Annotated in this window: 22 protein-coding genes; 13 read left to right on the top strand and 9 right to left on the bottom strand. The window is 34.5% G+C overall.

All coding sequences use genetic code 11. From position 1 onward, the window contains the following. Nucleotides 1–22 precede the first annotated feature (22 nt). Nucleotides 23–2,587 carry an ATP-binding protein gene (locus RQM59_RS05605; protein WP_349241101.1) on the bottom strand — a complete coding sequence of 855 codons (2,565 nt, stop codon included), beginning with the start codon at nt 2,585–2,587 and terminating at the stop codon, nt 23–25. Nucleotides 2,588–2,763: 176 nt separating this feature from the next. Between RQM59_RS05605 and ytxJ the strand changes: the two genes are divergently transcribed. After that, the gene (gene ytxJ / locus RQM59_RS05600) at nt 2,764–3,144 is read left to right on the top strand and encodes a bacillithiol system redox-active protein YtxJ (protein WP_349241100.1); all 381 of its coding nucleotides are present in this window, start codon (nt 2,764–2,766) and stop codon (nt 3,142–3,144) included. 8 nt (nt 3,145–3,152) lie between these two features. Here ytxJ and RQM59_RS05595 read toward each other — a convergent pair whose 3' ends face one another. Next, entirely contained in the window at nt 3,153–3,725 is a 573-nt protein-coding gene (locus RQM59_RS05595; RefSeq protein ID WP_349241099.1) for a Crp/Fnr family transcriptional regulator, read from the bottom strand. Nucleotides 3,726–3,821: 96 nt separating this feature from the next. Between RQM59_RS05595 and RQM59_RS05590 the strand changes: the two genes are divergently transcribed. Together RQM59_RS05590 and RQM59_RS05585 are read left to right on the top strand one after the other, a co-directional pair. Then, nucleotides 3,822–4,394 (top strand): HD domain-containing protein, encoded by a 573-nt coding sequence (locus tag RQM59_RS05590; protein ID WP_349241098.1) that lies wholly within the window; start codon nt 3,822–3,824, stop codon nt 4,392–4,394. Next, entirely contained in the window at nt 4,395–5,552 is a 1,158-nt protein-coding gene (locus tag RQM59_RS05585) for an MFS transporter (protein WP_349241097.1), read from the top strand. It begins immediately after the preceding gene. A 48-nt stretch (nt 5,553–5,600) separates the two neighbouring features. Here RQM59_RS05585 and fahA read toward each other — a convergent pair whose 3' ends face one another. After that, nucleotides 5,601–6,878, bottom strand: coding sequence for a fumarylacetoacetase (gene fahA, locus RQM59_RS05580; protein ID WP_349241096.1), 1,278 nt, complete (start codon nt 6,876–6,878; stop codon nt 5,601–5,603). 98 nt (nt 6,879–6,976) lie between these two features. Here fahA and glyA point away from each other — a divergent pair, with 98 nt between their 5' ends. Both glyA and RQM59_RS05570 read left to right on the top strand, forming a co-directional pair. Then, nucleotides 6,977–8,251: a serine hydroxymethyltransferase gene (gene glyA, locus RQM59_RS05575; protein ID WP_349241095.1), complete on the top strand. Its 1,275-nt coding sequence runs from the start codon at nt 6,977–6,979 to the stop codon at nt 8,249–8,251. Nucleotides 8,252–8,294: 43 nt separating this feature from the next. Further along, on the top strand, nt 8,295–10,019 hold the full coding sequence (locus tag RQM59_RS05570; RefSeq protein ID WP_349241094.1) for an FG-GAP-like repeat-containing protein: 1,725 nt from the start codon (nt 8,295–8,297) through the stop codon (nt 10,017–10,019). Here the strand turns inward: RQM59_RS05570 and RQM59_RS05565 are convergent. Further along, entirely contained in the window at nt 10,016–11,323 is a 1,308-nt protein-coding gene (locus RQM59_RS05565) for a DNA recombination protein RmuC (protein ID WP_349241460.1), read from the bottom strand. The genes RQM59_RS05570 and RQM59_RS05565 overlap by 4 nt on opposite strands. Nucleotides 11,324–11,367: 44 nt before the next feature. On the opposite strand from RQM59_RS05565, the gene RQM59_RS05560 reads away from it, so the two are divergent. Then, nucleotides 11,368–11,907: a 1-acyl-sn-glycerol-3-phosphate acyltransferase gene (locus RQM59_RS05560; RefSeq protein ID WP_349241093.1), complete on the top strand. Its 540-nt coding sequence runs from the start codon at nt 11,368–11,370 to the stop codon at nt 11,905–11,907. A 2-nt stretch (nt 11,908–11,909) separates the two neighbouring features. Here the strand turns inward: RQM59_RS05560 and pepT are convergent, their stop codons facing one another. Genes pepT through RQM59_RS05545 form a run of 3 tightly spaced genes read right to left on the bottom strand, consistent with a single transcriptional unit; the run spans nt 11,910 to nt 14,792 of the window. After that, on the bottom strand, nt 11,910–13,148 hold the full coding sequence (gene pepT, locus RQM59_RS05555; RefSeq protein WP_349241092.1) for a peptidase T: 1,239 nt from the start codon (nt 13,146–13,148) through the stop codon (nt 11,910–11,912). 38 nt (nt 13,149–13,186) lie between these two features. Beyond that, nucleotides 13,187–13,756: a hypothetical protein gene (locus tag RQM59_RS05550; RefSeq protein ID WP_349241091.1), complete on the bottom strand. Its 570-nt coding sequence runs from the start codon at nt 13,754–13,756 to the stop codon at nt 13,187–13,189. Beyond that, the gene (locus RQM59_RS05545) at nt 13,749–14,792 is read right to left on the bottom strand and encodes a WD40/YVTN/BNR-like repeat-containing protein (protein WP_349241090.1); all 1,044 of its coding nucleotides are present in this window, start codon (nt 14,790–14,792) and stop codon (nt 13,749–13,751) included. The genes RQM59_RS05550 and RQM59_RS05545 overlap by 8 nt, the downstream gene beginning before the upstream one ends. 46 nt (nt 14,793–14,838) lie before the next feature. On the opposite strand from RQM59_RS05545, the gene RQM59_RS05540 reads away from it, so the two are divergent. Together RQM59_RS05540 and RQM59_RS05535 are read left to right on the top strand one after the other, a co-directional pair. Next, nucleotides 14,839–15,753 carry a patatin-like phospholipase family protein gene (locus tag RQM59_RS05540; RefSeq protein ID WP_349241089.1) on the top strand — a complete coding sequence of 305 codons (915 nt, stop codon included), beginning with the start codon at nt 14,839–14,841 and terminating at the stop codon, nt 15,751–15,753. A gap of 5 nt (nt 15,754–15,758) precedes the next feature. Then, on the top strand, nt 15,759–16,652 hold the full coding sequence (locus tag RQM59_RS05535) for a DUF72 domain-containing protein (protein ID WP_349241088.1): 894 nt from the start codon (nt 15,759–15,761) through the stop codon (nt 16,650–16,652). 2 nt (nt 16,653–16,654) lie between these two features. On the opposite strand, the gene RQM59_RS05530 is transcribed toward RQM59_RS05535, so the two are convergent. Continuing rightward, nucleotides 16,655–18,085 carry a GFO_1087 family putative carboxy terminal peptidase gene (locus RQM59_RS05530; protein ID WP_349241087.1) on the bottom strand — a complete coding sequence of 477 codons (1,431 nt, stop codon included), beginning with the start codon at nt 18,083–18,085 and terminating at the stop codon, nt 16,655–16,657. A 156-nt stretch (nt 18,086–18,241) separates the two neighbouring features. Between RQM59_RS05530 and RQM59_RS05525 the strand changes: the two genes are divergently transcribed. From RQM59_RS05525 to RQM59_RS05505, 5 genes are all read left to right on the top strand, one after another. Next, the gene (locus tag RQM59_RS05525) at nt 18,242–18,751 is read left to right on the top strand and encodes an RNA polymerase sigma factor (protein WP_349241086.1); all 510 of its coding nucleotides are present in this window, start codon (nt 18,242–18,244) and stop codon (nt 18,749–18,751) included. Next, entirely contained in the window at nt 18,738–19,166 is a 429-nt protein-coding gene (locus RQM59_RS05520; RefSeq protein ID WP_349241085.1) for a PG0215 family putative anti-sigma factor, read from the top strand. Before RQM59_RS05525 ends, RQM59_RS05520 begins: the two co-directional genes overlap by 14 nt. A 28-nt stretch (nt 19,167–19,194) precedes the next feature. Then, nucleotides 19,195–19,725 carry a DUF4252 domain-containing protein gene (locus RQM59_RS05515; RefSeq protein WP_349241084.1) on the top strand — a complete coding sequence of 177 codons (531 nt, stop codon included), beginning with the start codon at nt 19,195–19,197 and terminating at the stop codon, nt 19,723–19,725. Between the two features lie 48 nt (nt 19,726–19,773). Then, nucleotides 19,774–20,304: a GFO_1091 family lipoprotein gene (locus RQM59_RS05510; RefSeq protein ID WP_349241083.1), complete on the top strand. Its 531-nt coding sequence runs from the start codon at nt 19,774–19,776 to the stop codon at nt 20,302–20,304. Nucleotides 20,305–20,441: 137 nt separating this feature from the next. Continuing rightward, entirely contained in the window at nt 20,442–22,898 is a 2,457-nt protein-coding gene (locus tag RQM59_RS05505; protein WP_349241082.1) for a M1 family aminopeptidase, read from the top strand. Between the two features lie 4 nt (nt 22,899–22,902). On the opposite strand, the gene RQM59_RS05500 is transcribed toward RQM59_RS05505, so the two are convergent. Continuing rightward, nucleotides 22,903–23,271 carry a helix-turn-helix domain-containing protein gene (locus RQM59_RS05500; protein WP_349241081.1) on the bottom strand — a complete coding sequence of 123 codons (369 nt, stop codon included), beginning with the start codon at nt 23,269–23,271 and terminating at the stop codon, nt 22,903–22,905. Nucleotides 23,272–23,563 lie beyond the last annotated feature (292 nt).

Genomic DNA, 23,563 nt, shown 5'->3' with positions numbered 1-23,563 from the left:
CAAACAAGTTTGGTGCATTTTTTTATTCTTTATCAATAAACTCACTAGGTTTAACTCCAAACCGTTGTTTGAATTTTGAGTTAAAATACGGGGTAGAAGAAATCCCTATATTATATTTTACTTCAGCCAACGTTTTATGCGTTTTATCTTTTAGAAGTTGATATGCCTTTTGAAGTCTTATTTCTAGAATAAATTTGACTGGAGACATTCCAGTATACTGTTTTAATAAGCGAGAAAGCTGTCGTTGACTATAGCCAATCTCTTTAGCTATGACGTCAACTTTAAAATCTTCATTCATAATATTACTTGCCACAATTTTTTGAACTTTTTCTAGTAGCTTAACATCAAAAGAAGCATCTTTTTCAAATAGATCTTGATGCTTAGCATGCCATTCTTTTTTAACTTTATTGTTTTCTATCAAGTTTCGCACTCTAGCCAAGAGTTCATTTTTGTTAAAAGGCTTAATAATGTAATCATTGATACCTAGTTGAAATCCTTTTAGTTTATCGACCTCTAAACTTTTTGCTGTAATTAAAATAAAAGGAATGTCCTTTTTTTCGGGAATTTGATTTAGGAGTTCCCTCAGTTCAAAACCATCAACTCGAGGCATCATCACATCAGAAGTTATCAAATCAAAATCTTCCTTTAAAATTCTGTCATAGGCTTCTTTTCCATCAAAAGCTACTGAGCAATCATACATGTCTTTGAAAATATCCTTCAGAAAATTATTCATTTCAACGTTATCTTCAACAATGAGTATTTTAGCTGCTTTTATAGTTCGATCAACATCTTGCTTGCTTGGATGCGTGATCACGGTAGACTCTTGAGGGTTTGCTTTTGAAGTTGTTTGGATATAAGGCAGCTTGAGAGTGAAGGAACTTCCCTTGTTCAAAGTGCTAGAAACTGTAATATCTCCATTCATAAGTTCAGCAAACTCTTTGCTTAACGCAAGTCCAATACCGATACCTCCCACAGATTTAGAAGTTTTCGACTGATAAAATCGTTCAAACACCTTATTTTTTTCTTCGATAGATATACCAATACCAAAATCTTGTATTGATATTTCCAATTGATCATCAGTTAAGGCTAATGAACAAATGATGCTACTAGTACTTGAACTAAACTTAATAGCATTCGTAATAAGATTGTTTAAAATACGCTCTACCTTATCGGAATCAATTTGCACTTCAACTTCCGATGTTACATTAGTTTTATATTCTAAAGTAATCTCTTTTGCCTTTGCTGCTGATTCAAAGGATAAAAAAATGCGTTTACTAAATTTTACGATGCTCACAGAACGATAATAAACCTCTTGTTTACTTTTGTCGAACTTCAAAATATGTAGGATCTCATTGGCATCATCAATGACCTTTTTACTATTCAAAAGTGCATTATCAAGGTGTTCTTTAAGTTTCTTATTTTCTCCAATTTCTTCAAGAGCCATTTGGATATTTCCTGAGATTAGCGTTAATGGAGTTCGAATTTCGTGAGATATGTTTCCTAAAAACTTAGCACGCATTACATTAATTTCCTGCTCTTTTTCCAGGCTATTTTCTATGATTAGTTTCTGTCTTTTTTGTTTATTAAACCGTTTTTGCAAGTAAATAAATACAACAATGAAAATAATCAAACTGATTATTATATAAAGATTTCGAGTATTCTTCTGTTGCTCAATTTCAAGTTCTTGTTGAGCAATTTCTTTGTCTTTTTGCTCTACCTGATATTTTGATTCAGCTTCTGCAAATTTTGAATCAATGACCTTATTCATATGGGATTCCAAACTATCGCCATATGTTTTATAAAATGTAGCTGCTTTCTTGAAATTTCTTAGCTCTTCATTTTTTTCAGCAATATTTCGAGCTGATTTTGAGATTTCAATAGCTGGCTGGATTCGCAAGGCGATTTCATGGGATTTTTCATAAAATTCTAGTGCTCTTCTAGTTTCTTTCTTTTTAGTAAATACATTTCCTATATTATTATAAACAGAAGCTAAATACCCTTCGTCATTTACGTTTTTAAATACATCAACAGCTTGATTGCAAAAAGAGGTAGCCTCACTTGCTTTTCCTAGCATTACCATAGAATTGCATTTGTGCATGTACGATTCTCCCAGCATTTTATTGTTATTTGCCAATAAGGAGTATTTAATACACTCATTTGCTAAAAAATCTAAGGTTTTCTCATAGCCTTTTACATCATATAGACAGTAGTACTTTATAGAATAGGCCCTTTGTTTGATTCCTGGGCTATTTGTTCTCAAAGCAATGGTAATTGTTGAGTCGGCATATTTTAAACTCAACTCTTGATTTTTCCATAGATAAAGGTTTGTTAAGTTCCAATAGTTTTTTGACAATAAAATATCGGTACTATCAGCATAAATATCTCTGTTTTCTCTTAAGTAGTCTATAAGTTTATACGTAAGGTTACTCCCTTTTTCTAAGTTCTCTTTTCTAATAAAGCCAACGGCTTCTTTGTACTTTTCCTTGTAATTGTCCTGTGAAATTTCTTGAGCAAATAAAGAAGAAGTCATTAAAAAAAAGGAAAGCAACAAGAATAAAGCTGACTTATAAAATGGCTTAGTTTTCATATGGAAGAGTTAAAGGCTTTCTCAAATGTACTAAAATGATTGCATTATCAACTTATTATCAGGAGAATAGCATTTTAACTATTATCATAAAGAAAACCAATAATAGTTTGCTGTACAGATCTTAAGTTTTTACTTTTGAAAGGTGTCATATAGTTTACGACTGAAACAATAAAAACATGGGTATTCTCAAATCATTATTTGGCGGAAATGAACAAAAAGAAGTGAAGAGCAATGTCAATTGGATTTCTTTGAATTCCATGGACCAAATAGATTCCATTAAAGAGCAGTCGAAATCCGAAACTATATTGATCTTCAAGCATTCCACCAGATGTGGTATAAGCAGAATGGTTATCAAACAATTTGAGAAAAAGTTTACGGACGATTTGAAAGACCTAAAAGTATATTACTTAGATCTTTTGAATTATAGAAGTATCTCTGATGAAGTAGGGTATGCGTTTCAAGTACGACATGAATCTCCACAACTTTTGATTATTAAAAATGGAATAGCGGTTGCAAATGCTTCGCATTACGATATTACCACCATCGATTTAATGTAAAAACTCTATTACTTAGCATCTTTGTGATTGATATCACTTAGCGTTCTATTTAAACTGCGTAAAGTAATACCGAGGTAGCTAGCGATGTCTTTTTTTGTGATTACCTTTTCAATCTCAGGGTACATCTCTTTAAGCTTTACTATGTTATCTTCTATAGGGTAGGAATGCTGATAGGAATGCCTTGGAGCTTTATAACTAATCTTTTTCGCCATTCCTTTAAGAACCAACCTATTGAAATGCTTATCTGTTTCTAACAGTCTATTAAAATGGGTGTACGATATCTTGTATATGATTACATTGGTGATAGATTCAATACGGCAGAAACTCGGCTTACCACTAAAAACTTCGAGCTCCCCAAACTCCATTCCTTCACTTAAGAATTCTTGAATAAAGTCTTTTCCGTTTTCATCAGATAGGTACACTTTTGTAATTCCTTTTTTTATAATATATACATAGGAATATCTCTTATTTTCCTCAATGATCACTTGCTTAGGTTCAAAAGTTTCTTCTTTAAAATAATCAAGCCCTTTAGCATTCAATGCTTCTATATATTCCAACAATTCTATATGTGTTCTGATCATTTTTTATGAATTGGGACAAATGTCCTTTTCAACAACTAAAATAAATAAGTCCTTTGTGTTGGTAAAGCTAAAAAATTAATCACAATCGCACTAGAAATGGAAAAACTCTTGAAACAGATCGAGTTCATTAAAGAAATAGATAAACTAAAATACATTCAGCGAAAATCAAAATTATTTAATAGTGACAGAAACGAAAATGATGCAGAACACAGTTGGCATTTAGCAATGATGGTATTAGTTTTAGGAGATCATTCAAATAACAATATCGATATGTTGAAAGTGTTAAAAATGGTATTGATCCATGACATTGTAGAAATAGACGCTGGTGATGTTTTTATTTTTGATACCACAAAAGATCATACTAATACTCTAGAGGAGTTAAAGGCCGCCAAGAGAATCTTTGGTCTGCTTCCAGAAGAACAAGCTCAAGAATTTATAGAAGTTTGGTTGGAGTTCGAAGAAGGTAAGACAAATGAAGCTAGATTCGCTAAAGCAATGGATCGTTTTGAACCCGTTTTACAGAATATTTCTAACAGCGGAGGTACTTGGGCAGAACATCAAGTTAAGCATGAAAAAGTAATAAACAAAACAAAAATAATAGAACAAGGTTCTTCAGTAGTTTGGGAGTATTCCAAAAACCAGATCAACCAGTTCTTTAATGTTTCATAAATGAACCGAAAAAAGTCAATATACACTACAGGTTTCATTTTGGTGTGCATTAGCTCATTACTATTCTCCGCAAGTTATAATATGTTAATTCCCGAACTACCTAACTACTTAAGTAGCCTAGGAGGAGCAGAGTATAAGGGGCTTATCATTTCTTTATTTACATTAACAGCTGGGCTTTCCAGACCTTTTAGCGGGAAACTATCGGATACGATTGGCAGAAAACCAGTAATGATTATTGGAGCCGTTGTTTGCGTTATCTCTGGGATCTTTTATCCCATACTCACTAGTGTTTCTGGTTTTTTATTCATACGACTTGTTCATGGGTTTTCGACAGGTTTTAGCCCGACAGCGATCGCAGCATATGTTTCTGACGTCATTCCGAAAAGTAGACTTGGAGAGGCTATGGGTATTCAAGGAATTTGTTTTAGTACTGGATTAGCTTTAGGCCCGGCTTTAGGGAGTTATATAAAGCTATTTGCATCATATGACGTGCTGTTTTATTGCTCTTCAGCAATGGCATTAATTTCCATTATTCTAGTACTTAGAATACAAGAGACACTAAGTAACCAGGCTTCTTTTAAATGGTCCATTCTCAGAATATCAAAGAATGAAGTGATTGCTAAAGAGGCTATTCCGGCTGCAATCATTACTTTTCTTAGTTATTTAGGGTTTGGAATTATTCTAACATTAATCCCAGATTGGAGTGAACATCTAGGATTCGTAAATAAGGGCACCTTTTTTATAGCATTTACTATTTCTTCAGTATTTATAAGAGTTATAGCTGGAAAAGCTTCTGATATTTACGGTCGAAAAGTAGTGATTAACATAGGGTTACTCATCTTAATTTTTTCTCTACTACTCATTGGTGTTTTCGATACTATGAATGGGTTTTTAGTGGGTGCTGTTTTTTATGGATTTGCTATGGGAATTCTATCACCAACTATTAATGCATGGACCATAGATTTGAGCAATCCTAATACAAAGGGTAAATCGATTGCCACCATGTATATTGCTTTGGAAGCTGGTATTGGCTTAGGGGCTTTATTTTCAGGTTGGTACTATATGAATATTATGTCTCGAATTCCAACAATACTATTTGCTTGTTCCTTATTAGTCCTTATTGGATTGGCATATATGATATTTTGGAAAAGAGCATAAAAAAACCTCGTTATCATAATAACGAGGTTTTAAGCTTTTTGCATACTATTATTTTGCCGGTAAAATTTTGCCAGTACATTCTCCAAACCCTATTCGAATCTCATTGTTTTCACAATAAGCTCTCATGACTACCGTATCATTATCATTGATAAATTTTCTTTCGGTTCCGTCGTTTAACTTTAACGGGTTTTGCCCTCTCCATGTTAGCTCCAACATAGAACCATAGCTATCTTTGGTAGGACCAGAGATGGTTCCACTTCCCATCATATCACCAGAATTCACAGGACAGCCATTCACCGTATGATGTGCCAACTGTTGTGCCATTGTCCAATACATATATTTAAAATTTGAATTGGCTACTACTGTTTCTTTTTCACCTTCTGGTTGTATTCCCACTTGTAAATTAATATCAAAACTACCTTTTCCTTCATATTGCAAGTAGGGTAGTGGTTTAGGATCTTGTTCTGGGTTATCCACTCTAAAAGGCTCCAATGCATCTAATGTAACGATCCATGGCGATATCGTAGAAGCAAAACTTTTTCCTAAAAATGGCCCCAAAGGAACATACTCCCATGCCTGGATGTCTCTAGCCGACCAATCATTAAACTGCACTAATCCGAAAATATACTCTTCCGCCTCTTCAACAGGGATACGTTCTCCTAAGTTATTTGAAGCAGTGGTTATAAATGCCATCTCCAATTCAAAATCTAACAATTTAGAAGGTCCAAAACCTGGCGTATTAGAACCTTCAGCAGGTTTTGTCTGACCAAAAGGTCTTCTTATAGGTGTTCCCGACGGTATAATAGAAGAGCTTCTTCCATGATAACCAATAGGAATATGTACCCAATTTGGCATCAATGCATTCTCAGGGTCTCTAAATAAACTTCCAACATTAGTAGCATGTTCCTTACTCGCATAGAAATCAGTATAGTCACCAACACTAACTGGTAGTAACATTTCAACTTCATCCATTCTAAAAATCACCTTATCCTTATGCTCTGCATTATCTCTTAACTTTCCGTTCTTTACATCAAATATATCTGCAATACGATTTCTAACCAATCGCCATGTTTTTCGACCATCAGCAATAAAATCATTCAAATTATCCTGTAGAAAAATATCATCTGTTAAAGGGATTCCATCAAAATATCCTAATTGATGTAGTGCCCCCAAATCAATGGCGTAATCTCCAATCCTACTTCCAATAGTAATAATATCATCTTTGGTAATAAATACTCCAAAGGGTATGTTTTGAATAGGAAAGTCAGAATCTACATCGGTTTTTAACCATGATTTTCTTTTGGGGTTATTGGCAGTTATTTTCATTGAGAAGTATGTCTTTAATTTTTATCAAATATAGTAGAAAGATATAATTATAAAAATGATTTTTCACTACTTTTGGGTTTCTTAATTAAACTTTAACAATGCAACGAGATTCTCAAATTTTTGATTTAATACAAGACGAAAAAGAAAGACAAACAAATGGGCTTGAGCTAATTGCTTCAGAGAACTATGTAAGTGATCAGGTAATGGAAGCTGCAGGTTCTGTTCTAACCAACAAATATGCTGAAGGCTACCCCAATAAACGTTATTATGGAGGTTGTGAAGTAGTGGATATTGTTGAACAAATTGCCATTGATCGTGCTAAAGAACTATATGGTGCAGCTTATGTAAATGTACAACCTCATTCAGGCTCGCAAGCAAATACTGCTGTCTTTGCTGCTTGTTTGGAACCAGGAGATAAAATTTTAGGTTTCGATCTTTCTCATGGAGGGCATTTAACACATGGATCACCAGTGAATTTTTCTGGTAAATTATATACCCCTAGTTTTTATGGTGTAGAAAAAGAGACAGGTGTATTAAATTATGATAAAATTCAGGAGATCGCAGAAAAGGAACAACCCAAAATGATTATTGCCGGTGCATCTGCTTACTCTAGAGATATCGACTTTAAACGCTTTAGAGCAATAGCAGATAGTGTAAACGCATTATTATTAGCAGATATATCGCACCCATCGGGAATGATTGCTAAAGGTATTTTAAATGATCCTCTACCACATTGCCATATTGTTACGACTACCACACATAAAACATTGAGAGGTCCACGAGGAGGATTGATTATGATGGGGAAAGATTTTGAAAACCCTTTCGGTCAAAAATTGAAGAGTGGAAAGTTAAAGAAAATGTCCACTATTTTAAATGGTGCAGTATTCCCAGGAAACCAGGGTGGACCATTAGAACATATTATTGCAGCAAAAGCAATTGCTTTTGGAGAAGCATTAACCGATGAGTTTTTACATTATCAAGTACAGGTTAAAAAGAATGCTGCAGCCATGGCCGAAGCTTTTGTAGAGAGAGGATATGAATTGATTTCTGGAGGAACTGATAATCATATGATGCTTATTGATCTTAGAAATAAGAACATTACAGGTAAAGAAGCTGAAGCAGCTTTAGGTAAGGCAGAAATCACCGTAAACAAGAATATGGTTCCTTTTGATGATAAATCACCTTTTATTACGTCTGGAATTAGAGTAGGTACTCCCGCCGTTACCACAAGGGGTTTACAAGAAAAGGATATGGTCACTGTAGTAGAATTTATAGATGAAGTGATTCAAAATTTTGAAAATGAAGAAATTTTGTCTAAAATTGCAACAAAGGTTCACGACTTTATGAGTCATCGACCTTTATTCCTGGAATAAAAACTGCTCTGAAAATGTAATTCTAACTAACTAATTACATATTATGAAGAGAGCCTTGTTTGTTTTAGCACTTACCATGTCTACTATTTCATGGGCTCAACTTTCTTTTCTTGATCAGGCCAGTACAATAGGTGTTGGCTATAGTTTTGGCATTAATAGTTTTCACGGCGGAGGCGTTTCTTTTGTTGATTTCGATCAAGATGGCAAAGATGACCTTACTTTTGCAACGGAATCGACCGAAAAAATACATTTTTTCAGGAATGATGGTGTAGTGTTTACCAAAATATCACTTCCAGGTATAGATCAATCTACAGAGTCAAAGCAATTATTATGGGTAGATTATGACAACGATGGGGATCTAGATTTCTTTGTGACTAGTACCAATGGCCCTAACAAACTCTATCAAAACGACGGGAGTCTTAGTTTCACCGATGTTACAAGTAGTAGTGGTCTTTTTACAGAGGATTTGAACACATTCGGGGCATGTTTTGGTGATATCGATAAAGATGGAGATTTAGATCTATTCATTACAAATAGGGGCATTACGGTAGAACAACGGAATTACCTGTATAGAAATGATAACGGAACATTTGTCGATATTACAGTGGCCGCAGGAATCAACATTAGTCCAGAACAATCTTTTTGTGCTGCTTTCTTTGACTATGATAATGATGGTGATCAAGACATTTATGTTGCAAATGACAAATTCACCAATCAAAACAGGTTCTATAAGAACAATAATGATGGAACTTTTGATGACGTTTCCACTGCCAGTGGTACCGACATTAGTATTGATGCCATGTCTACTACAATAGGCGATTATAACAATGATGGGTGGTTCGATATGTATATTACCAATACTCCAAATGGTAATGTGCTTTTTAAAAATAATGGAGACGGTACCTTTACTGATGTGGCTACTTCTTCAGGTACCATTTTTAGTAGCACCGCATGGGGAGCTGTTTTCTTAGATGCGGATCTAGATAGTAGTCTAGACCTGTATGTAAGCGGAAGCATGGACGGGTCTAATATGAGCTTTTTATCTTCTGCTTTTTACCATAACAATGGGAGTAATGTATTTAGTATACCAACAGGTATAGGTTTTGATAGTGAAGGGAATTCTAGTTATAGCAATGCTATTGGTGACTTCAATAATGATGGAGCTCCTGATATTGCGGTTATGAATGAAAACGCTAATTACTATGTTTGGGAGAATCAATCTGTTCATAATAATAATTGGATCAAGATAAAATTGGAAGGTATTACGGGCAACAAAGATGGCGTAGGAAATAGAATTGAAATTACGGCAAACGGAAAGACTCAATATAGATATACATTATGCGGTGAAGGATATTTAGGACAGAATTCAATGTCGGAATTTGTTGGGGTGGGAACAGCCACAATTATTGATGAGATTAAAATAATTTGGAATCACTCAGGACAGACAGAAACTATTACCAATATTCCTGTAAACCAAGGCATTACGATTCAGGAAGGAAATGGGGTATTACGTACTTCAGAAGAACATAAAGTAGATTTCAATGTATATCCTAACCCTAGTAGTACAGGTGTTTTCAACATTAGAATGAATGAAAGTGCTATTATAAAACAGTTAAGAGTGTACGATGTTTCAGGAAGATTATTGCTATCCGAAGACAAGGTAACTGAAATGAATACGATAGATTTAAATAGATTACGTTCAGGAGTTTACTTTGCTAAAATAACAGTTGGAACTGCATCTTCGACTATCAAATTGATTCGAAATTAATCGTCGGAAGCCCTTTCAACAATACTCTCTGGTAAGGATTTCTTGGCTTTAGCTCCCATCTTTTTAAGTTTTTCTATGCTTATAATTAAATTACCTTTTCCATCAACCAATTTATTCATGGCTGCTGAATAATCTTTCTTGGCATCATCCATTTTTTTACCTACCCGCATTAAGTCAGAAATAAATCCTTCAAATTTATCGTATAAAGCACCAGCTTGTCTAGCAATTTCAATCGCATTTTTTTGCTGCTTTTCGTTATTCCACATGGTGTCTATTGTTCGCAGCGTAGCAAGCAATGTTGTTGGAGTTACAATTACTATATTTTTTTCAAAAGCTTTACTGTATAAATTCTCATCTGTATTCAACGCAAGTGCAAATGCAGGTTCTATAGGGACAAATAACAGTACAAAATCTGGAGAATCAATTTCATAGATATCCTCATACTTTTTATCACTCAGGTCCTCTACATGCCTCTTTAATGAAGTTACGTGTTCTTTTATAAATTGGGTCTTTTCAGTTTCATCATCCGAATTAACGTACCTCTCATAAGCTGTTAATGACACCTTAGAATCTACGATCATTTTTTTGTTATCGGGAAGATGAATCACAACATCTGGCAAAATTCTCTTACCTTCTTCATTGGTAAAGCTTTGCTGTACAAAATACTCTCTATCTTTCTCCAAGCCAGACTTTTCTAATACACGTTCCAAAACTAGCTCGCCCCAGTTTCCTTGCGCTTTACTGTCTCCTTTTAACGCCTTTGTTAGGTTTAACGTTTCTTTACTCATTTGAGCATTGATCTCTTTTAATCCTAAGATTTGCTGACGTAAAGCGGCATGATAATCGATACTTTCCTTGTGCGTCGTCTCTACTTTTTTCTCGAACCCTTCGATCTTTTCTTTTAAAGGATTTAAAATAGAAGCCAAGTTCTCTTTATTCTTTTCGGTAAACTTGGTTGATTTCTCTTCTAAGATCTTATTTGCCAGATTTTCGAACTCCTTCGTGAATTTTTCCTGTAGTTTTTCAACGTCTTTTTGATTCTCTTCATATTTCAATCGTAAATTCTGCAACTGGCCATCCTGGCGTGTATTCTCAATAACCAACTCTTCTTTAATCGATTGTATTCCTTTAATCTCATCTTGCAATTCATTAATGGTCCTTTCCGACTTTTCATTGACTTCCTGCAAGGTTCTATTACGTTCTTCTAGTCCTTCAGATTTCACCTTAGAAAGTAAACCACCTATAAATATTCCTAATAAAATGGCTATTACCGTGATTAATAAGTATATGATCAGTTCATTCATCATTAAAAAATAAGTCCTTAAATTTAGAGCTTTTAATATTGACAATGAAAGGAATTTCCAAATTTATCTTTACCACGATTCTAGGCTGGAAAATAGCAAACGATTTCCCTAGAGGTTTAAAGAAATATGTGATCATTGCGGCCCCACATACAAGCTGGAAAGATTTTCCCATTGCCATACTGGCCAGGAACGTAAGTGGAGAAAAAATAAACTTTATAGGGAAGGATTCGCTGTTCAAGCCTCCTTTCGGTTTTTTCTTTAGAGCATTAGGAGGTGCTCCTGTTGACCGTAGTAAAAACAATAATTTGGTAGATGCTATTGTAGATATCTTTAACTCAAAAGAAGAGTTTAGATTAGGACTTTCTCCAGAAGGTACCAGAAAAAAAGTAAACCAGTGGAAAACAGGTTTTTATTATATTGCTAAAGGCGCAAAGGTTCCTATTGTAATGGCTACACTAGACTTTGGTAAAAAACAGGTAGCGATATCCGAACCCTATTATATCACAGATGATATGGAAAAAGACTTTAAACATTTTCACTCCTTTTATGAAGGAGTAGAAGGGAAGCACCCTGAATTATTTTAGTCTTATTTAAATTTTTCTGCTACTTTTTCCGCAATTCCTACAATTACTTCAGTTGCCTTTATCATAGACTCCACCGGCACATATTCATAGCGTCCGTGAAAGTTATGGCCTCCCGCAAAGATATTAGGACAAGGTAATCCTTTATATGATAGCTGAGAACCATCAGTACCTCCACGAATTGGTTTGATCAAAGGTGTAATACCCAAATCGTGCATCACCTCTTCAGCAATATCTACAATATGCATTACAGGCACTACTTTTTCCTTCATATTGTAATATTGATCTGTAATATCTAACTTAATCAGTTCTTGGCCTAGAGAAGCATTCATATCAGCAACGATATTTTTCATTTGCTCTTTTCTCCCCAAAAACAAATCCATATCATGATCCCGAATGATGTATTGCAATATTGTTTGCTCTACCTTACCATCCATCTGATATAAATGGAAGAAACCTTCATATCCTTCTGTCAATTCAGGAACTTCATTCGTTGGTAGCTTATTTATAAACTCACCAGCAATCAACATAGAGTTGATCATTTTTCCTTTCGCATATCCTGGATGTACTATTTTACCAGTAATGGTCACCTTGGCCCCTGCAGCATTAAAATTTTCGTATTCTAATTCTCCTATTTGCGAACCGTCCATGGTATATGCCCAATCGGCTCCAAACTTTTCTACATCAAATAAATGAGCACCTTTTCCTACCTCTTCATCTGGAGTAAAGCAGATTCTGATTTTTCCATGTTTTATTTCGGGATGTTGAATTAGGTACTCCATCGCAGAAACAATCTCTGTAATTCCTGCTTTGTCGTCAGCACCTAATAGGGTAGTACCATCTGTTGTTATAATGGTTTGTCCTTTGTATTGCAAGAGGTCTTCAAAATAATCAGGTGAAAGCACAATATTCTCAGCCGCGTTCAACACAATATCCTTACCGTCGTAATTCTCATGTATCTGAGGATTCACGTTGGCTCCTGTAAAATCTGGGCTTGTATCAATATGAGATACAAAGCCAATTGTTGGTACTTCGTAATCTAAATTACTAGGTAACGTAGCCATAACATAGCAGTTGTCATCGAGATCTACATCTTCCATACCAATTGCTTTTAATTCCTGTACCAAAAGCTTTGCAAGATTCCATTGTGTTTCTGTTGATGGAAATGCTGGGTTATTTGGATCAGATTCTGTATCAATGGTACTATAACTAACAAATCTATTAATGATGTGATCTTTTTGCATGAATATAAAATTGAAATTCAAAAATAATGCTTTCCGTATTATTTAAATCGTATTTTTTCGACTAAGTCTATGCCTTTACATAAACGTTGTTCGACCAGTGAATCGCCATATACCTCGAGCTTTGCATGGATAAAGGTACCATCTCCCATTGTATTGATAAATACATTGCATATGGTATAGGGAAAATTGTTTCGAATCCCTTTAGCGACAGTATAGTAAGATGGATAGTCATTTAGAGAAAACGTCTTGTTCTTTTCTTCCTTCAATGCAGCATTTACATAATTTGTTTGCACATTACTTAAGAAAGCAGCGTCAAAATTTGTTTTCTGTTTGATGAAGGTCACATCGACAATAGTGGTTTCAGTAAGTTGTTTGGTCGTATCCGCAAAATAAATAGAGGATTGTGCACTATCGTAATACAGGTTCACCTTCCAATCTTTAGGAATTGGCATAGAAAACTTGTTTTCAAAATCTGCTACATCTTCCAAATTAGATATAGATCCGCCACATTGAAAATCTAAGCTTAGTTCCGAGCTTCCCTGGCAAGACATGAGTATTACCAAGCTACAAGAAACTATAAGTGCATATCGTTTAAATAGTTTATTCATGGGGCAGCACTAATTTTCCTAATTTTCCATTTCCTGATAACCATGCTGCAGTTCTATCTACAAATTGTATAGTGTAAAACGCCTCTTCGCTGATCTTATTCCAGTTTTTGCCTCCATCCTTAGAATAGGATATACCTGTTTTTCCTACAGCAAAAACCTCTTTTCCTTCAGTATTTGGTACATATTGCACACAACTTTTATACGTTGGTTCCTGACCATCTGCCACTGTTATCCAGGTAACACCACCATCTACGGTAATTGCTTTATTACGTTCGTTTGCTTCAGACTTTAAATAATCACCTCCTATAATAATGCCATGTAATTCATCTGCAAAATCAACAGAATAGATTCCTTGTGGTCCATCACCTTGCACTATAGGTGTATCGTAAACATTCCAACTCAGTCCTTTGTCTGTTGACTTAAACACTCGAGCTTTGGCACCACCAGTTACGATCCATACCGTATCTCCTAAAACCTTAATGTTTGTATTGCTTGCCGCAAAAGCAGCCTCACCAGCTACGATCTTAGGTAGATTATCACATGATATTTTGTTCCAGGTTTTTCCTCCATCATTCGTTAACAAAACAGACAAGCAATCATCCGTTGGGTCTCCCATGGCGATACCATCCAACTCATTAAAGAATTTCATAGAATCATAAAACACTTTTTCATGCTCTTCTTTATATACTAATTCGTGAGCTACGATAGATGTCTTATACAACAGCGCAGGATTTGAAACGCTTAGTATGAAAAAATCTGATCCATTCGTAGCGGCACTCCTAAAACCTGGAGTAAGTGTATCCTTATATCGTACCGTTTTGATTACCGTCTTTTTCCCTTCTACATGATATCCTAATTTTCCATTCGAACCTGCAAACATAACCGTATTACTATCTATAGCAACAATGGTTCTAATGCTAGTACTATCAATTTTAATGCTTTTAATTTCTAAATTTTCAATATTTCTAGGTTGATATTCTCTTGTACATGACGTAATTACAAAAGCACATAAAAAGAGTAGAATGAGTGGTTTCATTTTGATATATTTATAAAACGAAAATACATAAATCATTCGTTCAATAATGAAGAAAGCATTAGTAATTTCTGGAGGTGGAAGCAAAGGCGCATTTGCAGGTGGTGTGGCACAATACCTACTACAAGAAAAAAAGAAGGAATATGATCTTTTTTTAGGAACTTCCACAGGCAGTTTACTAATCTCTCATCTTGCTTTAGGCGAGATAGAGGCACTTCATAAAATATACACTTCTGTAGGTCAGCATTCTATTTTTAACGTAAACCCTTTTAAGATTAAGAGTGTAAACGGTGTTCATGTCGTAAGTATTCGTCATCGTAGTACGTTGTTTAATTTTCTTAATGGTAGCAAAACCTTTGGAGAAAGTAAAAATTTGAGAAAGTTGATTCGGAAAAGTATTACCAAAGATATGTATAAACAATTGTATGATAGTACGAAAGATGTTGTTGTTACTGTCTCTAATCTTACAGCCAACAGAATAGAATACAAATCTCTAAAAGAGTACGCATATGATGATTTCTGCGATTGGGTTTGGAGTTCTTGTAATTATGTGCCTTTTATGAGCTTGTTTGAAAAAGAAGGCCATCAATATGCCGATGGCGGTTTTGGATGCTTAATTCCGATTAGAGAGGCTATAGTACGAGGAGCCAAAGAAATAGATGCGATCATTTTAGAAACAGAAGTAACCCAGATAAATAGACTACCTGCAAAAAACCCATTCTCTTTATTATTCGCTGTGCAAGAGTTCATGATGGAGCATGTAGAAAAACACAATGTTACTATTGGCAAATTATCTGCAAAAAGCAATGATGTAAAGTTAAACCTGTACTATACACCAACCGTATTAACTACCAATTCCTTAGTGTTTGATAAAAAACAAATGAAACAATGGTGGCAATCTGGTTTTTCATATGCTAAAAAAAGAAATGAAGAAAACAGTAGTGAATTTAGACCTAATTTATAATACCTATGAAATTCGGAAAAGTAGACCATCCTGAATTGGTAGATTTCACACTACCGCCAACACATAAAGATACTATTGAGGTACTCTCAAAAGCAGAAAAGAAAGAGAAGCCCTCTATTTACGTGGGATGTGCAAAGTGGAATAGGGCGGACCTAAAAGGTTTTTACCCTAGAGGCACTAAGGATGAATTAGAATATTACTCCAGGCAGTTTAATTGTATTGAATTAAATGCGACTTTCTACAGGCAGTTTCCGGCAACTCAATTTGAAAAATGGTATCACAAAACTCCAGATAATTTTAAATTCTTTCCAAAGTTAGGGCAAGAGATTAGTCATTGGAAACGTTTAGCAGGTGTAGAGGAAGTTGTCAATACATATCTATACAATGCAAGTAATTTACAAGAGAAATTAGGAACTATCTTCTTACAACTACATGCGAACTTTGGCCCTAAAAACTTTGACAGACTGCACAACTTTGTGGAAAGTTGGCCAAAAGAAGTCCCATTGGCTGTTGAGTGTAGGCATCCAGAGTGGTTTGCTGATGAAGTTATCTCTAATGACTTCTATCAGTTATTAGAAAGTAAAGCTATTGCAAATGTGTTAGTGGATACCGCTGGAAGGCGGGATATGATGCATATGAGGTTGACTAATGATGAAGCCTTTGTTAGGTATGTAGGAGCAAATCATCCTTCGGATTATGAACGGTTAGATGCTTGGGTTACACGATTAGAAGAATGGATAGCACTAGGACTTTCTAACATTCATTTTTTTATTCATCAAAATTTGGAAAAAGAATCTCCTTTATTGGCAGCACATTTTATAAAACAGCTAAATACTAAATTAGGCACCCGATTAAAAGTACCTAATGATGATGAAAATTCTCAAATGAGTTTATTGTAAGGTTATTGCTCCAACTCTGTGTACATATTATTACGGGTTGGCGTAAATAGCTTGGATGATGAAATTTCTTCCATTCTTGGTACAAACATTCGGTCACCACTAAATCTGTTTCCCGTTAAAATATAGGTGATCGTTCTATCTAACATAGGTTCGTTCCTGTCGCCAAGAACGCCTAAATTTCCATAATCTTCTTGGAAAGGAACTTCAGGAGTAAATCCTGCGGGTACGGTAACATTATCTCTATTCCTAACTTCAAAGGTAATAGGTTGCATTGCCCAGGTGTGATTCGGGTTTGCGCCAGCTCTACCATAGTTCGCGGAATCATATAAAGTAATAGACCCTACATTCTTTCCTTCCGTTACTGTTCCCACTAAACTTACATCTATATATGGATTTAAGCTATTGATCAATAGTTCGGAAGCAGAAGCAGAACTTCCAGTCACGATAAAATATACTCTTGTCAGGTTTAAGCTGTTTATGTTTTGTGAGATGATGCCATTATTGATTTGAGTACTGAAATTAGTAATAAAGTTACTTTCATTAATATTGGCCTGTACTTTTGTATTCCAAACTTGTCTACTAAATAATTCTCCTGAGAATTGACCCGTAATCATGCTTCCTAAGTAGGATGCCGTTCTTACTGATCCTCCAGGGTTGTATCGCAGATCTATAATTAAATCTGTAATACCTTCCGTCTGTAATGTTGCAAATGCCGTATTTAATTCACCGTCATAATTCGCTACAAACTGATTGTACATAATATATCCGATCTTATTTGCTCCTTCTGTAAATGTCGTTACAATCTTCACTGGGTTTTCTTGTAGTTGACTTTTTAAAAGCGTTATAGTAGTTGCAGTTGCAGTTGGATCTCCAGCATTATAATTAGCCAATGTAATGGTGTACGACGTCACGGTAGAGGCTAATAACGTATTAAAATTGGTTGTGGTTAATTGTACTCCATCAACTTCATTAAAGATCATTCCTCGAATAATTCCTTTTCCTTCAGCATCCGAACCAGGAAGGACGTACCGAACATACCCAAATAGGTTGGTTGGGTTACTAGCATACTGCACCAGTCCAAATTCCATTCCATTCGTCTCATTTATTCCAGCGAAAGAATTTTCCAAAGCCACATAATCGCTTACAATCCAAGAATACTTATCTGTATTCGGATAATCATTTAACAAACTGTAAAACAAATTGTCTGGGGTATCATAGCCTCTTAAAAAATTATTTAGCTGACTTTGAGAAGAGAATTTGGTATCAGAAAGATCAGGGATCTCATTTTGCCAAAAGTAATAGGCATTTAACCCTTTCCAAACAAAGTTATTGATCTCTACATCTCCAGGAATACTTTCCGATTTAGAGCAACCAGAAAAAGATACCATTATACATAGAACTAAAATAGAAGCTAAGGATTTTAAGGATTTCATATATATTGAGATTTGTAATACTTTAACGCAATGTAATCAATAATAGTATTATCTTTTATTCTTGTGTAACAAAATTGTTATAACGTCGTCGTAAAGATGTAATACCGATAAATAAGACGAAAAAAGAATCGGAATTTTACAAAATAATTAAGACTAATGAACCAATCGGACTTTTTAAAAGTTGTTTTACCATTTAAAGACAAGGTCTTTCGTTTAGCCAAAAGACTATTAGTGTCTACTGAAGAAGCAGAAGATGCAACACAAGAATTGTTGTTTAAACTATGGAAGAATAATGAAAAACTGTCTGATTATAAAAATGTTGAGGCCTTTGCCATGACCATGACCAAAAACTATTGTTATGATAGATTAAAGTCTAAACAAGCAAGCAACTTAACATTGGTACATAGTAATTATAAAGAAAAGGATACAAGCTTAGATAAAAGAGTAGAGTATCGAGATAGTGTAAACCAAGTACATCAGCTCATTGAAAATTTACCTGAACAGCAAAAATTGATTATTCAATTAAGAGATGTCGAACAATATGATTTTGATGAAATATGCAAAATGTTAGACATGAAACCAACAGCAGTGAGAGTAGCATTATCAAGAGCGAGAAAAACAATAAGACAAGAACTAATAAAAAAACACAACTATGGAGTTAGCTAGCATAGAAAAATTAGTCGAAAAATACCTAAACGCAGAAACATCTGTACAAGAAGAAACAAGTTTAAGAGACTACTTCTTATCAGACAATGTAGCCCCTCATTTAGAAGAGTACAAATTGATGTTTAGTTATTTTCAATTGAACAAGGACGAAACCTATACCAAAACCATTCAGTTAAAACCTGAGAACACAAAACGTAAGAACTTGAAATGGTTATCAGTAGCAGCGTCAGTAGCCCTATTAGTAAGTGTATATGTAGGTAAAGTTGAGTATGACAAATACGTTATCAAACAAAAGTATGCCCAAGTCGAAAATGCCTTAAAAATGTTATCGACAAACCTTAATAAAGGAAAGAGTGCATTTAACAACCTGTATGCTTACGAGAACACAGTGAATAAAATATTTAAAGCCAAGTAAATTTAAAACCAAGTAAATTTTAAGAATCATGAAAAAAATAATTCTATTAATAGCCCTAGTAGTATCGCCATTGGTAAGCTACGGACAGTCAATGTTTGACACCTTAGAGAATATGGATGGAGTAGATGCGATCATTGTAAACAAAGATATGTTTGAGATCTTATCAAAATTTAAAGTAGACGATAAAGAAGGTAGTGAAGCGATGGAGATCTTTAGTATGATCAAAGATCTAAATGAACTAAAGGTATTCTCAACAGACGATAAATCGATTGCAACAAAAATGGATGCAATGGTTTCTAAAGCAGTAAAAAGCTCAAAATTAACAGAGCTAATGAGAATGAAAGAAGGAAACTCAAGGATTAAGATCTATGTGAAGTCTAGTAGCAATAAAGACTTTGTAAGTGAAGTATTGATGTTTGTGAAGGGAATAGACAAGAAAACAAACGGAGTTTCAGAATCTGTAATTGTATCGTTAACAGGTAATATAGATATCAATAAGCTATCTAAGATTGCGGATACTTTTACCAAAGATGCTAAAATAAAAGTAAGTAAAGACTAAATCAACAACAAGTGCTGCACATGTGGCACTTGTTTAAAAAACATAATAATGAAAAGATTAACAACCGTATTATCACTAGTAATTGTAGCCGTATTAATGACATCGTGTAAAAACAACTCATTACAAGGATACCTAGTAGAAAGTCAGGAAAAACAAGGATTCATCACAGTAGATCTTCCTGTTAGTTTTCTAGAATTAAAAGATCAAGATGTTTCTGATGATGTTAAGGCAACTGTAAAGAGCATTAAGAAGATCAACGTAGTAGCGCTTCCTTATAAAAACAACGAAGATGCCTACGAAGTAGAAAAAGAAAAATTGACCAAGATCTTGGGAGGAGAAGACTATAAAACCTTGATGAAGATGAACGCTAAAGGAATGAAGGTAAGTCTATATTATACTGGAAATAGTGACGCTATAGATGAAGTTATTGCATTCGGATACAGCAAAGAGGCTGGTGTAGGAATTGCAAGATTGTTAGGTGACGACATGAACCCAGCAATGATTATAGAAATGATGCAGAATATTAAGATAGACCCAAGTAATGTGAGTCTGGGCAGTTTAAATGCTGTATTTAAATAGCACATCAATCAACACCAAATATATGGCCGCTTGTACTGAACTTGTTTCAGTATCAAAGCGGCTTTTTCTTTTTAACTAGGCATTAACAACCTGCATATTTTTATTTAGTACTTTTGAAATTCTAGAACAGATATAAAATGAAGTACTCTAAAATTGTTACCCTTATATGTTTCCTATTTGTTGGCGTTAGTTTTTCTCAAACTATAGATCCTTTATCTATTTATAGAGCAGAGAAAGAGAAGAAATTTGATCTGGTACACACAAAATTGAAAGTTGATTTCAATTTTAATAACAAAACGTTAAACGGAGAAGAATGGGTAACAGCAAAACCACATTTCTACGCTTCTAGTGTGTTTGAACTGGATGCGAAAGCCATGATCATTCATGCGATTACGCTAAATAACAAAGATCTGACCTATACATACGACGATTATACATTAAAGATCAATCTTCCTAAAGTGTATAAGAAGAATGAAACCTTCACAATATATATAAGGTACACTGCACAGCCAGAAAAAGTTCGTCAACAAGGTAGTGCTGCGATTACAGATGCTAAAGGTTTATACTTTATTAATGCTGATGGATCTGATAAAAATAAACCAACGCAAATATGGACGCAAGGAGAGACAGAATCTAGCAGTTGTTGGTTTCCTACCATAGACAGTCCAAATCAGAAAACAACGCAAGAAATTTACATCACAGTTCCAAACAAGTATAAAACATTATCGAACGGTACCTTGATGAGTCAGGAGAATAAAGGAAACCAACGTACAGATTATTGGAAGTTAGATCAAAAGCATGCACCATACCTATTCTTTATGGGTGTTGGTGAATATGAGATCGTTAAAGATTCTTATAAGAATATTCCTGTGAACTATTATGTTGAACCAGCCTATAAAGAGGTAGCCAAAGATATCTTTGGTCTCACACCCGAAATGATTGGTTTCTTTGCTAAAATAACTGGAGTAGAGTACCCTTGGAGTAAGTATAGTCAGATTGTAGGAAGAGATTATGTGAGTGGAGCCATGGAAAATACAACTGCCGTAATTCATGGTGAGCGAGCCTACCAAATGCCTGGTCAATTAATTGATGATAATGTACAGGAAAATACCATAGCACACGAAATCTTCCATCATTGGTTCGGAAATCTAGTCACTACAGAAAGCTGGAGTAATCTTACCTTAAATGAATCTTTTGCGAACTACAGTGAGTATTTATGGAGAGAATATAAATATGGGAAAGATAATGCCGATGCGCATTTATTTGAAGACATTACGGGTTATAAGAACAGTCAAAGTGAAGATAAAAAATTAGTGCGTTTTCAGTATGCAGATAAAGAGGATATGTTTGATGCAGTAAGCTACAATAAAGGTGGAGCTATCCTACATATGTTACGAAAGTACCTGGGAGATGAAGCATTCTTTGAAGGCTTGAACGTATATCTTACAGAAAACAAATACAAAGCTGCAGAAGTACACCAACTTAGATTAGCTTTTGAAAAAGTAAGCGGAAAAGACTTGAATTGGTTCTTTAACCAATGGTATTTTGGAAGCGGACATCCAAAAGTGCAAGTTTCTTACGATTATAACACCTTAGAAAAAACGGTTACCATTAATATCTATCAAACGCAACAAAACGAGTTTAAATTTCCACTAGCTATAGATATGTTTCAAGGAGATAAGAGAACGCGTTATAACGTATTCGTAGATGGTAACGACGCATCGTTTACCTTTGGTTTTCAAGGAAAGTCACCTACATTACTATTGGTCAATGCTGACGGTGTGGTCCTGGGAGATTTCCAAGAGAACAAGGTATTAAGCGATTATGTCAATCAATTAAAGTATGCACAGAACTATGTGCACAAAAGAGAAGCGTTGTTAGAAGTTGCAAAGAGTCAGGAAAACAAGGATGCATTTGAAGCTATTGCCAACGCAATGAATGACGATTTTTATAAAATACGTCTATTGGCATTGGAGAACATCAACCTGGTCAATAAGTTTTCTAAGCGAAATGTGATCAATAAAATAAAAAGGATTGCTACTAATGACAAGAAGACATTGGTACAGGCCGCGGCTATAGAAACCTTAGGAAAATTAACCGATCCCGAGTTACGACCTATATTCCTAAAAGCGCTTGAAAGTAAATCCTACACGGTTTTAGGAAAGGCCTTGGTAGCGATGTATTATATTGATAAAGCCTACGCTATTAAAAAATCGAAAGAGATTCCTTCTGAAGTAAAAGAGATCATTAAAACACCTTTAACTCGTATTTATTTAGATGAAAAAGATGAAACTGAAATGGTCTTTATTGCTAAAGATGTGCTGTCAGGAATGTTTTTAAGCAATGATAAGAAGGTGCAAGCGCTTTACAAAAGAGCTTATGATCAAATATCAATAAGCAATAATACCATGGCTATTCAGAATTTAGTAAATGATATTGTAGCCAAAGGGGTAGAGTTCAAACAGTTCAATTTTGATAAAATAGGAATCAACCTAATGCGAGAAATGGTTCAGAAACAAAACAAGGCCAATACAGCTAACAAAATAAAGAATGTAGCTATTATCAAGGAAGCTATAGGTAAATTAGCTAAGTAACGGTCTATTTATTGAACTCTTCGAAAGTACCGTCCTCATAAAAGACCACAATTTTTGTGATTCTCCTTGAACCCGATTCAGAATGAACTACTTTATTCTTATCCACTAAGGGTAGAGGAGAGGTGTTATTTGAAGTCTCTTCAACAATTTTAGGAAAAACTCCCTTCCCATTTAGTAACCAATAAATATCTACCTCAGGGAATTCACTGGTAATTTTTAGAATAAAATCTAAACTCGGCTTATTTCTACCCGATAGAATATGAGATATACTAGAGCGCTGTACACCAATTTTATCAGCAAATAATGACGCCGTTAATTGGTGGTGTTCAAGAATTTTTTTAATCCTTTCCGTAAAATCCTTATTGTTTACCATTGTAAAATCCCTATCGTGTTACAAATGTAAATCAAGGTTTTTTCTAATCCAAACTTTGAGTGTTAAAAAATAATAATACATTTAAATAATTAAACCAAAGCTTCAAGTAATAACTATATAATATTGATTTATAAATACTTATACACAGTAATTAAGATGCAATTATTTTTCATTATGCTACAAATGTAAACAGGTTTACCAAAGTAATAAACGTCAGTTTTAATGTTATTATTGTAATATTTAAGAGTTTACATCTGTAATAAATTAATCATTCACCATCCTAAAAGAATTT

This window comes from Asprobacillus argus (assembly GCF_032248395.1).
Lineage (GTDB): Bacteria > Bacteroidota > Bacteroidia > Flavobacteriales > Flavobacteriaceae > Polaribacter > Polaribacter argus.
Note: the sequence above shows the minus strand (reverse complement) of the source record. Positions and strands in the feature narration are given on the sequence as shown.